Here is a 15,659-nt window from a genome sequence, read left to right on the forward strand (position 1 = left end):
AAGCAGGTGCAGCCACAACCCAACAGCAAAAAGGAGAGCGCTATGCGCACTGTATTTTTGCGTCGTGGTCTGGTCGCTCTGTTTGCTGCGGCTGTCACCTTCGGCGCCATCACCCAAGCTCAAGCCGAGACATTGCGGATCGGTTATCAGAAGTACGGCACGCTGGTGCTGCTGAAAGCCAAAGGCACGCTCGAAAAACGTCTGGCGGCGCAAGGCGTCGACGTGCAATGGACGGAATTCCCCGGCGGCCCGCAGCTGCTCGAAGGCCTCAACGTCGGCTCGATCGATTTCGGCGTGACCGGCGAAACTCCACCGGTTTTCGCCCAGGCCGCTGGCGCGGATCTGCTCTACGTCGCCTATGAACCGCCAGCGCCGAACAGCGAAGCGATCCTCGTGCCGAAAGACTCGCCGATCAAATCGGTGGCCGACCTCAAAGGCAAGAAAGTCGCCCTGAACAAAGGCTCCAACGTGCACTACCTGCTGGTGCGTGCACTGGAAGACGCCGGCCTCAAGTACAGCGATATTCAGACCGTGTTCCTGCCGCCGGCCGATGCTCGCGCTGCGTTCGAACGTGGCAGTGTCGACGCCTGGGTCATCTGGGATCCGTATCAGGCCGCTGCCGAGAAACAACTGCAAGCGCACACCCTGCGCGACGGCAAAGGCATCGTCGACAACCATCAGTTCTATCTGGCCACAAAACCTTACGCGCAGAAAAATCCCGAGGTGATCAAGACCCTCGTCGAAGAGGTGCGCGCGGTTGGTGAATGGTCGAAAGCCAATCCCGAAGACGTGACGCAACAGGTCGCGCCGCTGCTCGGCCTGCCGGCGGACATCACCCTGACCTCGGTGAAACGCCAGGGCTACGGCGCGCTGTTCCTGACCCCGGAAGTGGTCGCTGCGCAACAGAAAATCGCCGACACGTTCTTCCAGCTCAAGCTGATTCCCAAGCCGTTGAGCATCAAGGATGTGATCTGGACCCCGCCGGCCGCTGTGGCCCAAAGCTCCCAAGCCCAGTAATTCGAATCCACAAGGAGACCACTCCATGAGCCTCAATATCTTCTGGTTCCTGCCGACCCACGGCGACGGCCATTACCTTGGCACCGCCGAAGGCGCCCGCGCGGTTGATCACGGTTATCTGCAACAGGTCGCGCAAGCGGCGGATCGTCTGGGGTTTGGCGGTGTGCTGATACCCACCGGGCGTTCCTGCGAAGACTCATGGCTGGTCGCGGCCTCGCTGATTCCGGTGACCCAGCGTCTGAAATTCCTCGTCGCCCTGCGCCCCGGGATCATTTCCCCGACGGTCGCGGCGCGCCAGGCTGCGACGCTGGATCGTCTGTCCGGCGGGCGTGCCCTGTTCAATCTGGTCACCGGTGGTGACCCGGAAGAACTGGCCGGTGACGGGCTGTTCCTCAACCACGAAGAGCGCTATCAGGCCTCAGTGGAATTCACCCGCATCTGGCGTCGCGTGCTGGAAGGCGAAACCGTCGATTATGACGGCGAGCACATAAGCGTGAAGGGCGCGAAGCTGCTCTATCCGCCGATCCAGCAACCGCGTCCGCCGCTGTATTTCGGTGGCTCTTCGGAAGCGGCGCAAGATCTGGCCGCCGAGCAAGTGGAAATGGTCCTGACCTGGGGCGAGCCGCCGGCAGCGGTGGCCGAGAAGATCGCACAAGTGCGCGCCAAAGCTGCCAGGCTCGGCCGCACCGTACGCTTCGGCATTCGCCTGCATGTGATCGTCCGCGAAACCAATGCCGAAGCCTGGCAAGCGGCGGATCGGCTGATTTCGCATCTGGACGATGACACCATCCAACGTGCGCAGGCTTCGCTGGCGCGCTTCGATTCGGTCGGCCAGCAACGCATGGCCGCGCTGCACGGTGGCAGCCGCGACAACCTCGAAGTCAGCCCGAATCTCTGGGCTGGCGTCGGTCTGGTGCGCGGCGGTGCCGGTACCGCACTGGTCGGCGATGGCCCGACCGTGGCAGCGCGGGTCAAGGAATATGCGGATCTGGGCATCGATACCTTCATCTTCTCCGGTTATCCACACCTCGAAGAATCGTATCGGGTAGCCGAGCTGCTGTTCCCGCATCTTGACGTTGAACGCCCGGAACTGCCGAAGAGCGCCGGTTATGTCAGCCCGTTCGGCGAGATGGTCGCCAACGACATCCTGCCCAAAGCCGCGTCGCAGAGCTGAGGCGCGGCCATGAACAAATTTATCCACAGCCTCGCGCCCTGGGCGTTGCCGGTGTTGCTGCTGGCGGTGTGGCAGTTGTCGGTGTCGGCCGGTTGGTTGTCGACGCGGATTCTGCCGGCACCGGTGGCGGTGATCGAAGCCGGTGTCAGTCTGGTGCGCAGCGGCGAGATCTGGACACACCTGGCGATCAGCGGCTGGCGCGCAGCACTCGGTTTCACCATCGGCGGCAGCATCGGTCTGGTGCTGGGTTTCATCACCGGCCTGTCGAAGTGGGGCGAACGCCTGCTCGACAGCTCGGTGCAGATGATCCGCAACGTGCCGCACCTGGCGCTGATTCCGCTGGTGATCCTGTGGTTCGGCATTGACGAGTCAGCGAAGATTTTCCTCGTGGCGCTGGGCACTTTGTTCCCGATTTACCTCAATACTTACCACGGCATCCGCAACGTCGACCCGGCGTTGGTGGAGATGGCGCGCAGTTATGGTCTGAGCGGTTTCAGCCTGTTCTGGCAGGTGATTCTGCCGGGTGCGTTGCCGTCGATTCTGGTTGGCGTGCGCTTCGCCCTGGGCTTTATGTGGCTGACGCTGATCGTCGCTGAAACCATCTCGGCCAGCTCCGGTATCGGCTATCTGGCGATGAACGCCCGCGAGTTCTTGCAGACCGATGTGGTGGTGCTGGCGATCCTGCTTTACGCGGTGCTCGGCAAACTCGCCGACCTCGCCGCCCGTGGTCTTGAACGTGTGTGGCTGCGCTGGCACCCGGCCTATCAGGTTGCCAAGGGAGGTGCGGCATGACTGCTCAACAACCTCCACGCCTGTTGCGCGGGATTCCGTTGGCAGTGCGCAACCTGCAGAAGACCTTCGGCTCACGCCAGGTGTTGCGCGACATCGATCTGCACATTCCGGCGGGGCAGTTTGTCGCCGTGGTCGGGCGCAGCGGTTGTGGCAAGAGCACGTTCTTGCGCTTGCTCGCCGGCCTCGATCAACCCTCTGGCGGCGAGCTGCTGGCCGGCTCCGCACCGCTCAGCCAGGCGCGCGACGATACGCGGCTGATGTTCCAGGAAGCGCGGCTGCTGCCGTGGAAAAAGATCATCGACAACGTCGGTCTTGGCCTCAAGGGCAACTGGCGCCAGCAAGCGCTGGATGCATTGGAAGCAGTGGGCCTGGCCGATCGCGCCAATGAATGGCCGGCGGCGTTGTCCGGCGGCCAGAAGCAGCGTGTCGCGCTGGCCCGGGCGCTGATTCACCAGCCGCGTCTGCTGCTGCTCGACGAACCGCTCGGCGCACTGGATGCCCTGACCCGCATCGAGATGCAGCAACTGATCGAACGGCTCTGGCAGCAACACGGTTTTACCGTGCTGCTGGTGACCCATGACGTCAGTGAAGCGGTGGCGATCGCCGATCGGGTGATCCTGATCGAGGACGGCGAAGTTGGCCTCGACCTGCACGTCGAACTGCCGCGCCCCAAGGTGCGTGGCTCGCATCGCCTCGCCGCACTGGAAACCGAAGTGCTCAACCGTGTTCTGTCCCTGCCCGGCGAACCGCCGGCGCCGGAACCCGTTTCACCCCTGCCTACGCAATTGCGCTGGGCGCAATAACACCTTTATCAACGACAGGAATCAATGCCATGACTATCAAAGCCATCAACGTGCGCAACCAGTTCAAAGGCTCGATCAAGGAAATCGTCCTCGGCGACGTGCTGTCGGAAATCGACGTGCAGACCGCTTCGGGCATCGTCACTTCGGTGATCACCACCCGTTCTGTGAAAGAGTTGGAGCTGGTGGTCGGCAGTGAGGTGATCGCCTTTGTGAAATCCACCGAGGTGTCCATCGCCAAGTTGTGAGCCGGTGAGCAAAAAACAACCCCGGAGGGTGTGAGCCCTGCGGGGTTTTTTGTGCCTGTCGCGGATTCGGCGGCGCGGCTTTCGCGAGCAGGCTCGCTCCCACAGGGGAACGCATTTCAAATGTGGGAGCGAGCCTGCTCGCGAAAGGGCCGGTGCATGCGCTAGAGATTTCTTTTGGGTAGATACGGCGGAAGGTACAACCCGATATAGGCATCAAACACGCGCATCCCTTCCTCGGCCATGCGCGGGGTGATCTGCCCGTGCTGCTGCACCGAACGTGCATAGACCCGGTCGCCCAGTTCCATCGCCAGGGCAAACACATCGACATCGTCCGGCAGCCTCGGCAACTCGAAATGCTGGTCGAACAGCTTGTGCATCAGGTCGCCCAGTTCCAGATCGTGCTGGCGGTCGGCCTGGGTGACTTCGGTCAGGCCATGTTGCGCCAGAATCAATTGCCGTGCGGCGGCATCCTGATCGTAGATCTCGAGCATGCGCTGTTCGACCAGTCGCGACAGATCTCGCCAGTCGCGCAAGGCATCATGATCGATCGGTGCTTGCAGGCAGGCGCGGAAGGCTGCGTGGACATCGGCGGTCAGCGCTTCGAGCAGCGCCGGGACGCTGGCGAAAAAGTGATACACGGAGGAGGGCGGAATCTGCGCGCGCTCGGCGACGCTGTAGATCGACAGACTGGCCACGCCCTCGGCCGCCAGCAGGGTGCGCGCGGCATCGAGGATCGAATCGATCCGCGCCTGACTGCGGGCACGGGGTTTGCGGACGGTGGCGGGACGCGTCATGGAAGTCTCCTGCGGGGCAGCGGGCATTGTACGAGGCGGCTTGTGCGTTGTCTGCCAGTACCCTGTGGCGAGGGGATTTAGCGAAACGTCGCACCGCCCCGTTCGGCTGCGCAGCAGTCGTAAACCCTGAGAGCCGGGTATTCCTGACACACCGAGTGGGATGGATTTGGGGCTGCTTCGCAACCCAACGGGGATAAATCCCCTCGCCACAGGTTTTGTGTTCGGCCATAAAAAAACGCCGTGGGCGCGAAGCCAACGGCGTTTCTTTGGACGTTACAACGCTTAAACGGTATGCAGATACCAGTTGTACTCAAGGTCGGAGATGGAGTGTTCGAACTCCTCCAGCTCGCTTTCCTTGCAGGCAACGAAGATATCGATGTACTTCGGATCGATGTACTTGGCCATCACCTCGCTGTCGTCCAGCTCGCGCAGGGCATCGCGCAAGTTGTTCGGCAGGCTCTGTTCGTTCTGCTCGTAGCTGTTGCCTTCGACAGGCGCGCCCGGTTCGATCTTGTTGACCAGGCCGTGGTGCACGCCGGCCAGTACCGAAGCCATCAGCAGGTACGGGTTGGCGTCGGCGCCGGCCACGCGGTGCTCGATACGTACGGCATCGGCAGAACCGGTTGGTACGCGAATCGCCACGGTGCGGTTGTCCAGGCCCCAGCACGGCGAGTTCGGTACGTAGAACTGCGCGCCGAAGCGACGGTAGGAGTTGACGTTCGGGCAGAGAAAAGCCATCTGCGCCGGCAGGGTCTCGAGCACACCGCCGATCGCGTGACGCAGCGCGGCGTTCTGCTCGGGATCCTCGCTGGCAAAAATGTTTTTGCCGGCTTTGTCCAGAATCGAAATATGTACGTGCAGACCATTGCCCGCCTGGCCCGGATACGGCTTGGCCATGAAGGTGGTGTCCATTTCATGGTCGTAGGCGATGTTCTTGATCAGACGCTTGAGCAGGACCGCGTAGTCGCAGGCCTTGATCGGGTCGGCGACGTGGTGCAGGTTCACTTCGAACTGCGCCGGGGCACTTTCCTTGACGATCGCGTCGGCCGGGATGCCTTGCTCTTTGGCACCTTCCAGAATGTCCTGGAGGCAGTCGACGTATTCGTCGAGGTCGTCGATCAGGTAGACCTGAGTCGAGTGCGGGCGTTTGCCGGAGATCGGCGAGCGTGGCGGCTGTGGACGGCCGTTCACGTTTTCCTGGTCGATCAGGTAGAACTCGAGTTCGAAGGCGGCGCAGATGGTCAGGCCGAGCTCGTCGAACTTGGTCACCACCTGGCGCAGCACCTCACGGGGATCGGCGAAGAACGGATCGCCTTCGAGTTCGTGCATGGTCATCAACAGCTGCGCGGTCGGGCGCTTCTGCCATGGCTCGTTGCACAGGGTATCGGGGATCGGATAGCAGATACGATCGGCGTCGCCGATGTCCAGGCCCAGCCCGGTGCTTTCCACCGTGGAGCCGTTGATATCCAGAGCAAATAGAGAGGCCGGCAGGTTGATGCCTTTCTCGTAAACCTTGTGGAGGCTGGTGCGTTCGATGCGCTTGCCGCGCACCACACCATTCATATCCGCAATCAGAAGGTCAACGTACAGAACCTCAGGATGTTCCTTAAGGAACGCGTTCGCTTCGTTAAGCTGAACGGCACGCGGGGGTACCGACATGATGCAACACCTTTGTTGTTAAAAATATCAATCATTGATCTTTTCTGGTTTCAGTCAACCCGAACGGCCTGCCGAAGTCAAGCGAGGCCTTTTTTGCCCCGAAAAAGCGCTTGAAGGGCATTTATGGGGCACTTTGGGGCGTTTTTTCAAACCTTGAACGTTGCTCAGCTGCGGGCTTGAGCAGGCCGTGTTGTATTTTTTACGGGGGTGTTGTGTAAAAAAATGAACAAGGCTAAGCTCCGGTCAAACCCATAACAGCAATAATACCGGGGTGCTTCATGTCTCGCCTGCCGTTAATCGGCATCACCGACTGCTCGCAACAGTCCGGTCTGCATGCTCATCACATCAGTGGCGATCAATCCGTCCGTAGCGCAGCCAGCAAGGCGCGCAGCCTGTTGACGAGACTCTCGTCAACATCCGGCAAAACGGCAGCGTCCGATATTCTGGACGTCGGGCACAGCATCCGCTTTATGGCGTCTCCTTTCACTATAGAACTCTTTCCCTCCCAAAGCCCGTGCCGCACTCAGCGTCATGCTTGTGATTCTGCACGTTTGCAAAGTGCACGGGAAATGCAACGCCAGCGTCAAGGGCAGGTAAGCTCCTCTTTCATTGTCTATGCGCGGTGCCAGGCGTAAGCCGGCACTGCGCGAGCAAGCCCCCTTTAACGCGACGCCGCAAGCGTCAAAATTGCCTGACATCGCGTCAGGAGACTCAGCCCAGAGGCATTTATGAGTAACAACCTCGACCAGCTCACCGATTGGTTGAAAGACCGCAAGATCACAGAAGTCGAATGCATGATCGGCGACTTGACCGGTATTACCCGGGGCAAGATTTCGCCGACCAACAAGTTCATCGCCGAGAAAGGCATGCGTCTGCCGGAGAGCGTGCTGCTGCAGACCGTGACCGGCGACTACGTCGAAGACGACATCTATTACGAACTGCTCGACCCGGCCGACATCGACATGATCTGCCGCCCCGACCAGAACGCCGTGTACCTGGTGCCGTGGGCGATCGAGCCGACCGCGCAGGTGATCCACGACACCTACGACAAGCAAGGCAACCCGATCGAGCTGTCGCCGCGCAACGTCCTCAAGAAAGTCTTGAAGCTGTATGCCGACAAGGGCTGGCAGCCAATCGTGGCGCCGGAAATGGAGTTCTACCTGACCAAGCGCAGCGACGACCCCGACTATCCGTTACAGCCGCCGATCGGCCGCTCGGGCCGTCCGGAAATTGGCCGGCAGTCGTTCTCCATTGAAGCGGCCAACGAATTCGACCCGCTGTTCGAAGACGTCTACGACTGGTGCGAATTACAGGAGCTGGACCTCGACACGCTGATCCACGAAGACGGCACCGCGCAGATGGAAATCAACTTCCGTCACGGTGACGCCCTGTCGCTGGCCGATCAGATTCTGGTGTTCAAGCGCACCATGCGCGAGGCCGCGCTCAAGCACGATGTCGCTGCGACATTCATGGCCAAGCCGATGACCGGCGAGCCGGGCAGCGCCATGCACCTGCACCAGAGCATCATCGACATTCAGACCGGCAAGAACGTTTTCTCCAACGAAGACGGGACCATGAGCCAGTTGTTCCTGCACCACATCGGTGGCTTGCAGAAGCTGATCCCCGAGCTGTTGCCGCTGTTCGCGCCGAACGTCAACTCGTTCCGCCGCTTCCTTCCGGACACTTCGGCACCGGTAAACGTCGAGTGGGGCGAAGAGAACCGCACCGTCGGCCTACGCGTACCGGATGCCGGCCCGCAGAACCGGCGCGTGGAAAACCGTCTGCCGGGCGCCGACGCCAACCCGTACCTGGCGATCGCCGCGAGCCTGCTCTGCGGTTACATCGGCATGGTCGAGGGCCTGAACCCGAGCGCGCCAGTGGTTGGCCGTGGTTACGAGCGCCGCAACCTGCGCCTGCCGCTGACCATTGAAGACGCGCTGGAGCGTATGGAAAACAGCGCGACCATCGAGAAGTATCTCGGCAAGACCTTCATCACCGGCTACGTCGCGGTCAAGCGCGCCGAGCATGAAAACTTCAAGCGCGTGATCAGTTCCTGGGAGCGTGAGTACCTGCTCTTCGCCGTCTGATACGCCGGGCGCGGCGGCCAGCCGTCGCGCCTTCACCGATAACAAGGAGAATTGGCATGACCAGCAACAACCCGCAAACCCGTGAGTGGCAAGCGCTGAGCAGCGATCACCACCTGGCCCCGTTCAGCGACTTCAAGCAACTGAAAGAGAAGGGCCCGCGGATCATCACCAACGCCAAGGGCGTTTATCTGTGGGACAGCGAAGGCAACAAGATCCTCGACGGCATGGCTGGCCTCTGGTGCGTGGCGATCGGTTACGGTCGCGATGAACTGGCCGATGCCGCCGCCAAACAGATGCGCGAGCTGCCGTACTACAACCTGTTCTTCCAGACCGCACACCCGCCGGCACTGGAACTGGCCAAGGCGATTGCCGACGTGGCGCCAGAAGGCATGAACCACGTGTTCTTCACCGGCTCCGGCTCTGAAGGCAACGACACCATGTTGCGCATGGTCCGTCACTACTGGGCGATCAAAGGCCAGCCGAACAAGAAAGTCATCATCAGCCGCAAGAACGGTTATCACGGTTCGACCGTGGCCGGCGCGAGCCTCGGCGGCATGACTTATATGCACGAGCAGGGCGACCTGCCGATTCCGGGCATCGTCCACATCGCCCAGCCGTATTGGTTCGCCGAGGGTGGTGACATGTCGCCGGAAGAGTTCGGCATCTGGGCGGCCAATCAGCTCGAAGAGAAGATTCTCGAAGTCGGCGTCGACAACGTCGGTGCCTTTATTGCCGAGCCGATCCAGGGTGCCGGCGGCGTGATCATTCCGCCCGACACCTACTGGCCGCGCATCAAGGAAATCCTCGCCAAGTACGACATCCTTTTCGTTGCCGATGAAGTGATCTGCGGTTTTGGCCGTACCGGTGAGTGGTTCGGTAGCGATTTCTACGACCTCAAGCCGCACATGATGACCATCGCCAAAGGCCTGACCTCCGGCTACATCCCGATGGGCGGATTGATCGTGCGTGACTCGGTGGTGGCCGTGCTCAACGAAGGCGGCGATTTCAACCACGGCTTCACTTACTCCGGGCACCCGGTGGCAGCCGCGGTGGGCCTGGAAAACATCCGCATCCTGCGCGACGAAAAAATTATCGAGAACGCCCACAACGAAACGGCACCGTATTTGCAGAAACGTCTGCGCGAGCTGAACGATCACCCGTTGGTGGGTGAAGTTCGCGGCGTCGGTCTGCTGGGGGCGATCGAGCTGGTGCAGGACAAGGCCACGCGCAAGCGTTACGAAGGCAAGGGCGTGGGCATGATCTGCCGGCAGTTCTGCTTCGACAATGGCCTGATCATGCGCGCGGTGGGCGACACCATGATCATCGCGCCGCCGCTGGTGATCAGCAAAGCCGAAATCGATGAGCTGGTTACAAAAGCACGCAAGTGTCTGGACCTGACCCTCAATGCGCTGCAGGCCTAGGTGCTAGGCTTTGGGCGGGGGAGCTGCGGCGCACTCGCTCAAAGCTGTCAGAAAGGCTGGTCTTTTGTTGAAAGACCGCCTCGGATCTTGCCAGACTAGCCGCGGTTCCAGTTGTCCGGGTTCGGCCGCTGAACAAAGTGGTTCAAAAAAGAAAAATTTGGAGCATGACGCATGAAGGCATTAGGTAAAAAGCTAGCTGGCAAGACTCTGCTCGCGCTGTCCATGGCGGGCATGATGGCGGGTGCGGTGCACGCGGACGACAAGGTGCTGCACGTCTACAACTGGTCCGACTATATCGCGCCGGACACCGTGGCCAACTTCGAAAAAGCCACCGGGATCAAAGTCGTCTACGACGTCTTCGACAGTAACGAAACCCTGGAAGCCAAGCTGCTGGCCGGCAAGTCCGGTTACGACATCGTGGTGCCTTCCAACAACTTCCTCGCCAAGCAGATCAAGGCCGGCGTTTACCAGGAGCTGGACAAGTCCAAGCTGCCTAACTGGAAAAACCTCGACGAAGACCTGCTCAAGGCCGTTGGCGACGCCAGCGACCAGGGCAACAAACACGCCTTCCCGTACATGTGGGGCTCGATCGGCATCGGCTACAACCCGGCCAAGGTCAAGGCTGCGCTGGGTATCGACAAGATCGATTCGTGGGACGTGGTGTTCAAGCCGGAAAACATCGAGAAACTCAAAAGCTGCGGCGTGAGCTTCCTCGATGCCCCGACCGAAATGATTCCGGCGGCATTGCACTATCTGGGCAAGCCGACCAACAGCAAGGACAAGGCTGATCTGAAAGCTGCCGAAGACCTGTTCCTGAAGATCCGTCCTTCGGTCGCCTACTTCCACTCTTCCAAGTACATCTCGGACCTGGCCAACGGCAACATCTGCGTCGCCGTCGGTTACTCGGGTGACCTGGAGCAATCCAAGACCCGCGCTCAGGAAGCCGGTGACAAGGTCAAGCTGGCCTACACCATTCCGAAAGAAGGCGCCGGTACTTTCTACGACATGGTCGCCATTCCCAAGGATGCCGAAAACGTCGAAGCCGCCTACAAGTTCATGAACTACCTGCTGGAGCCGCAAGTGATGGCCGGCATCACCAACGCCGTGCGTTTCCCGAACGGCAACAAGGCGGCAACGCCTCTGGTGGACAAGGACATCACCAGCGACCCGAGCATCTATCCTTCGGCTGAAGTGAAGAAGCAACTCTATGCGATCAGCGATCTGGACGCCGCCACGCTGCGTCTGATCACCCGCAGCTGGACCAAGATCAAATCGGGCAAATAAGCCGGTTTGTCGCCACAACCACTGGCCGTCGTCGTCGCGACGGCGGCCAGCGGATAATTAAATGACAGAAAGTTTTGCTGGATCGGTTTTTCGAGGGTAAGTTGCGCGCCGGTTTTGTTGTCGGGCAGCCATGGCTGTCATGCAGCGCGGGGCAACTTGGGCCCAATCAATTTAGAGGACCTCCACTTGCCTGTATTTTCTTCTTTGCGCAAAGCCCTGCTGGCCGCTGCCGGCCTGACAATCGCTGTCGGAGCCCAGGCCGCCGGTACGGTGCATATTTATAACTGGTCCGATTACATCGGCGAATCGACCCTGGCCGACTTCGAGAAAGAGACCGGGATCAAACCGGTCTACGACGTTTTCGACTCCAACGAAACCCTGGAAGGCAAGCTGCTCGCCGGGCGCACCGGTTATGACGTGGTCGTGCCGTCGAACCACTTCCTTGGCAAGCAGATCAAGGCGGGCGCGTTCCAGAAGCTCGACAAGGCGCAGCTGCCCAATTATTCCAACCTCGACCCGGTGCTGCTCAAGCGCCTGGAGCAGAACGATCCCGGCAACCTCTACGCCGTACCGTATCTGTGGGGCACCAACGGCATCGGCTACAACGTCGACAAGGTCAAAGCTGTGCTGGGCGTCGACAAGATCGATTCCTGGGCCGTGCTGTTCGAGCCGGAAAACATCAAGAAGCTGCACAGCTGCGGTGTCGCGTTCCTCGATTCGGCTGACGAAATGATGCCGACCATGCTCAATTACCTGGGCCTGAACGCCAACAGCACCAACACCAAGGACTACGAAAAGGCCACCGCCAAGCTGCTCGCGGTGCGTCCCTACGTGACCTATTTCCATTCGTCGAAGTACATCGGCGATCTGGCCAACGGCGACATCTGCGTGGCCATCGGTTTCTCCGGCGATATCTTCCAGGCGAAGAACCGTGCCGAGGAAGCCAAGAAGGGCGTCAACATCGCCTATTCGATTCCGAAAGAGGGCGGCGCGCTGTGGTTCGACATGCTGGCGATCCCCAAGGATTCGTCCAACGTCAAAGAGGCCCACGCCTTCATCAACTATTTGCTGAAACCTGAGGTGATCGCCCAGGTCAGTGATTACGTCGGTTACGCCAACCCCAATCCGGGTTCGGACAAGCTGATGGAACAATCCATTCGCACCGATGAAGCGGTTTACCCACCGCAAGCAGTCCTCGACAAGACCTACGTGTCGACCGAGTTGCCAGCCAATATTCAGCGTTTGATGACCCGTAGCTGGACCAAGGTCAAGTCGGGCAAATAACGCACAAACTATCCAGGGTTCGTCTTGCGGGGCGAACTGCTGCTTCTGTTGGGAGTTTCGTAAATGGCAGTTGCCTCCGGCGCCTACAAGAAAGCCCTCGAGGGCGACCAGACACCAAAACAGGTGCTGGTCAAAATCGACCGGGTCACGAAGAAGTTCGACGAGACGATTGCCGTGGACGACGTGTCCCTGGAAATCAAGAAGGGCGAAATTTTTGCTCTGCTCGGCGGTTCGGGATCGGGCAAATCCACCTTGCTACGGATGCTGGCAGGCTTCGAACGGCCCACGGAAGGGCGGATTTTCCTCGACGGCGTCGACATCACCGACATGCCGCCGTACGACCGTCCGATCAACATGATGTTCCAGTCCTACGCTTTGTTCCCGCACATGACCGTGGCGCAGAACATTGCCTTCGGCTTGCAGCAGGACAAGATCCCCAAGGCCGAGATCGACGCCCGCGTGGCCGAGATGCTCAAGCTGGTGCAGATGAGCCAGTACGCCAAGCGCAAGCCGCATCAACTGTCCGGCGGCCAGCGTCAACGCGTGGCCCTGGCCCGTTCGCTGGCCAAGCGGCCGAAGCTGTTGCTGCTCGACGAACCGATGGGCGCACTGGACAAAAAGCTGCGTTCGCAGATGCAGCTGGAACTGGTGGAAATCATCGAGCGCGTCGGCGTGACCTGCGTGATGGTGACCCACGACCAGGAAGAGGCCATGACCATGGCCGAGCGCATCGCGATCATGCACCTGGGCTGGATTGCGCAGATTGGTAGCCCGATTGACATCTACGAAACCCCGACCAGCCGTCTGGTCTGCGAATTCATCGGCAACGTCAACATCTTCGAAGGCGAAGTGATCGACGACGCCGAAGGCCACGCGACCATCACCTGCAAGGACCTCGACCGGCAGATCTACGTCGGCCACGGCATCAGTACCTCGGTGCAGGACAAGTCGGTCACCTACGCGATTCGCCCGGAAAAACTGCTGGTCACCGCCGACATGCCGACCTGCGAGTACAACTGGTCGAGCGGCAAGGTCCACGACATCGCTTATCTGGGCGGGCACTCGGTGTTCTACGTCGAATTGCCGAGCGGCAAACTGGTGCAGTCGTTCGTCGCCAACGCCGAACGTCGCGGCGCGCGTCCGACCTGGGGCGATCAGGTCTACGTGTGGTGGGAAGACGATAGCGGCGTGGTACTTCGCTCATGAACATGCGCAAATTCAAACGCCGTATAAACCGAATCATCCCCAATGGCCGGCAGCTGGTCATCGGGGTGCCGTTCATCTGGCTGTTCCTGTTCTTCATGCTGCCGTTCTTCATCGTTCTGAAGATCAGCTTCGCCGAAGCCGACGTGGCGATCCCGCCGTACACCGAGATCTACACCTACGCCGAGCAGAAGCTGCAACTGCTGCTGAACCTGGGCAACTACGCGTTGCTTGGCGACGACGAACTGTACATCGCCGCCTATCTCGGCTCGCTGAAAATGGCCTTTATCAGCACCGTGCTCTGCCTGCTGATCGGTTACCCGATGGCCTACGCCATCGCCAGCGCGCGCAAGGAGCTGCAAACGGTGCTGGTGCTGCTGATCATGATGCCGACCTGGACGGCGATCCTGATCCGCGTGTACGCGTGGATGGGCATCCTCAGCAACAACGGCCTGCTCAACGGCTTCCTGATGAGCATGGGCCTGATCGACGAGCCGCTGCAGATCCTCAACACCAACCTGGCGGTGTACATCGGGATTGTCTATTCGTACCTGCCGTTCATGATCCTGCCGCTGTACGCCAACCTGGTGAAGCACGATCAGAGTCTGCTGGAAGCCGCGTCGGATCTGGGTTCGAGCACCTTCAACAGCTTCTGGAAAATCACCATTCCGCTGTCCAAGAACGGCATCATTGCCGGCTGCATGCTGGTGTTCATTCCGGTGGTCGGCGAGTTCGTGATCCCGGAACTGCTCGGCGGCCCGGAAACCCTGATGATCGGTAAGGTGCTGTGGCAAGAATTCTTCAACAACCGCGACTGGCCGGTGGCGTCCGCGCTGGCGGTGGTGATGCTGGCGATCCTGATTGTGCCGATCATTCTGTTCAACCGCAGTCAGGCCAAGGAAATGGAGGGTAAAGAATGAAGCGCTTCCGTTTCTCCAGCCTGATGCTGGTACTGGGTCTGATCTTCATCTATCTGCCGATGCTGATCCTGGTGATCTACTCGTTCAACGCCTCGAAACTGGTGACGGTGTGGGGCGGCTGGTCGATCAAGTGGTATGTCGGCCTGCTCGACAACTCGCAACTGATGGGCTCGGTGCTGCGCTCGCTGGAAATCGCCTGTTACACCGCGGTTGCTGCGGTGGCGCTGGGTACCCTGGCAGCGTTCGTGCTGACCCGTATCACGCGCTTCAAGGGCCGTACGCTGTTCGGTGGCCTGGTGACTGCGCCGTTGGTGATGCCGGAAGTGATCACCGGTCTGTCGCTGTTGCTGCTGTTCGTGGCCATGGCCCAAATGATCGGCTGGCCGCAGGAGCGCGGCATCGTCACCATCTGGATCGCCCACACCACGTTCTGCGCGGCGTATGTGGCGGTGGTGGTGTCGGCGCGTTTGCGTGAGCTGGACCTGTCGATCGAAGAAGCGGCGATGGATTTGGGTGCACGGCCGTGGAAGGTGTTCTTCCTGATCACCATCCCGATGATCGCGCCGTCGCTGGCGGCGGGCGGGATGATGTCGTTCGCGCTGTCGCTGGATGACCTGGTGCTGGCGAGCTTCGTGTCCGGCCCGGGTTCGACGACCCTGCCGATGGAAGTGTTCTCGGCGGTGCGCCTGGGCGTGAAGCCGGAGATCAACGCCGTGGCCAGCCTGATTCTGCTGGCGGTGTCGCTGGTGACCTTCCTCGTCTGGTTCTTCAGCCGCCGCGCCGAAGAAGCACGCAAGAAAGCCATCCAGCAAGCCATCGAAGAAAGCGCCGCCGATTCGTGGAAACAACCGGACGCACGCCGCGCGCCAGCGCCGCAATCGGCCTAAGCAATATCAGGTTGGCCTCAAACTCGAGGCCAACCCGGTTGTAAATGTGGGAGCGAGCCTGCTCGCGAAGACGGAGTGTCAGTCGACTC

At 60.4% G+C, this 15,659-nt stretch carries 14 protein-coding genes; 12 read left to right on the forward strand and 2 right to left on the reverse strand.

The features are described from left to right. The first annotated feature begins 42 nt into the window (after positions 1 to 42). From J2Y39_RS16840 to J2Y39_RS16860, 5 genes are read left to right on the forward strand one after another with little or no spacing between them, the layout of a single operon-like run. Complete coding sequence (locus J2Y39_RS16840) at positions 43 to 1,017, forward strand: sulfonate ABC transporter substrate-binding protein (protein WP_041476876.1); 975 nt, start codon at positions 43 to 45, stop codon at positions 1,015 to 1,017. A 25-nt stretch (positions 1,018 to 1,042) separates the two neighbouring features. Beyond that, entirely contained in the window at positions 1,043 to 2,191 is a 1,149-nt protein-coding gene (ssuD, locus tag J2Y39_RS16845) for an FMNH2-dependent alkanesulfonate monooxygenase (protein ID WP_133335804.1), read from the forward strand. 9 nt (positions 2,192 to 2,200) lie between these two features. Beyond that, positions 2,201 to 2,983, forward strand: a complete 783-nt coding sequence (ssuC, locus tag J2Y39_RS16850) for an aliphatic sulfonate ABC transporter permease SsuC (RefSeq protein WP_027610511.1) — start codon at positions 2,201 to 2,203, stop codon at positions 2,981 to 2,983. Continuing rightward, a complete protein-coding gene (gene ssuB / locus J2Y39_RS16855) occupies positions 2,980 to 3,786 on the forward strand; it encodes an aliphatic sulfonates ABC transporter ATP-binding protein (protein WP_310218835.1) in 807 nt (268 codons plus the stop codon). Before ssuC ends, ssuB begins: the two co-directional genes overlap by 4 nt. A 29-nt stretch (positions 3,787 to 3,815) precedes the next feature. Then, positions 3,816 to 4,031, forward strand: a complete 216-nt coding sequence (locus J2Y39_RS16860; protein WP_003229256.1) for a molybdopterin-binding protein — start codon at positions 3,816 to 3,818, stop codon at positions 4,029 to 4,031. Between the two features lie 161 nt (positions 4,032 to 4,192). Here J2Y39_RS16860 and J2Y39_RS16865 read toward each other — a convergent pair whose 3' ends face one another. Then, entirely contained in the window at positions 4,193 to 4,825 is a 633-nt protein-coding gene (locus tag J2Y39_RS16865; RefSeq protein ID WP_095181294.1) for a TetR/AcrR family transcriptional regulator, read from the reverse strand. Between the two features lie 282 nt (positions 4,826 to 5,107). Continuing rightward, positions 5,108 to 6,484: a glutamine synthetase family protein gene (locus J2Y39_RS16870; RefSeq protein ID WP_016772657.1), complete on the reverse strand. Its 1,377-nt coding sequence runs from the start codon at positions 6,482 to 6,484 to the stop codon at positions 5,108 to 5,110. Between the two features lie 728 nt (positions 6,485 to 7,212). On the opposite strand from J2Y39_RS16870, the gene J2Y39_RS16875 reads away from it, so the two are divergent. From J2Y39_RS16875 to J2Y39_RS16905, 7 genes are all read left to right on the forward strand, one after another. Continuing rightward, positions 7,213 to 8,571, forward strand: a complete 1,359-nt coding sequence (locus J2Y39_RS16875; RefSeq protein ID WP_016772658.1) for a glutamine synthetase family protein — start codon at positions 7,213 to 7,215, stop codon at positions 8,569 to 8,571. Between the two features lie 56 nt (positions 8,572 to 8,627). Further along, the gene (locus tag J2Y39_RS16880) at positions 8,628 to 9,992 is read left to right on the forward strand and encodes an aspartate aminotransferase family protein (protein ID WP_150637053.1); all 1,365 of its coding nucleotides are present in this window, start codon (positions 8,628 to 8,630) and stop codon (positions 9,990 to 9,992) included. Between the two features lie 171 nt (positions 9,993 to 10,163). Continuing rightward, complete coding sequence (locus tag J2Y39_RS16885; protein ID WP_039757472.1) at positions 10,164 to 11,276, forward strand: polyamine ABC transporter substrate-binding protein; 1,113 nt, start codon at positions 10,164 to 10,166, stop codon at positions 11,274 to 11,276. Positions 11,277 to 11,462: 186 nt separating this feature from the next. Further along, positions 11,463 to 12,560: a polyamine ABC transporter substrate-binding protein gene (locus tag J2Y39_RS16890; RefSeq protein ID WP_150637051.1), complete on the forward strand. Its 1,098-nt coding sequence runs from the start codon at positions 11,463 to 11,465 to the stop codon at positions 12,558 to 12,560. A 63-nt stretch (positions 12,561 to 12,623) separates the two neighbouring features. Further along, a complete protein-coding gene (locus tag J2Y39_RS16895; protein WP_016772662.1) occupies positions 12,624 to 13,766 on the forward strand; it encodes an ABC transporter ATP-binding protein in 1,143 nt (380 codons plus the stop codon). 35 nt (positions 13,767 to 13,801) lie between these two features. Next, the gene (locus tag J2Y39_RS16900; protein WP_177327003.1) at positions 13,802 to 14,683 is read left to right on the forward strand and encodes an ABC transporter permease subunit; all 882 of its coding nucleotides are present in this window, start codon (positions 13,802 to 13,804) and stop codon (positions 14,681 to 14,683) included. After that, positions 14,680 to 15,570: an ABC transporter permease subunit gene (locus J2Y39_RS16905; protein ID WP_041476870.1), complete on the forward strand. Its 891-nt coding sequence runs from the start codon at positions 14,680 to 14,682 to the stop codon at positions 15,568 to 15,570. Before J2Y39_RS16900 ends, J2Y39_RS16905 begins: the two co-directional genes overlap by 4 nt. Positions 15,571 to 15,659: the final 89 nt, after the last annotated feature.

It is taken from the genome of Pseudomonas sp. 2957, assembly GCF_031456345.1.
GTDB lineage: Bacteria > Pseudomonadota > Gammaproteobacteria > Pseudomonadales > Pseudomonadaceae > Aquipseudomonas > Aquipseudomonas siliginis.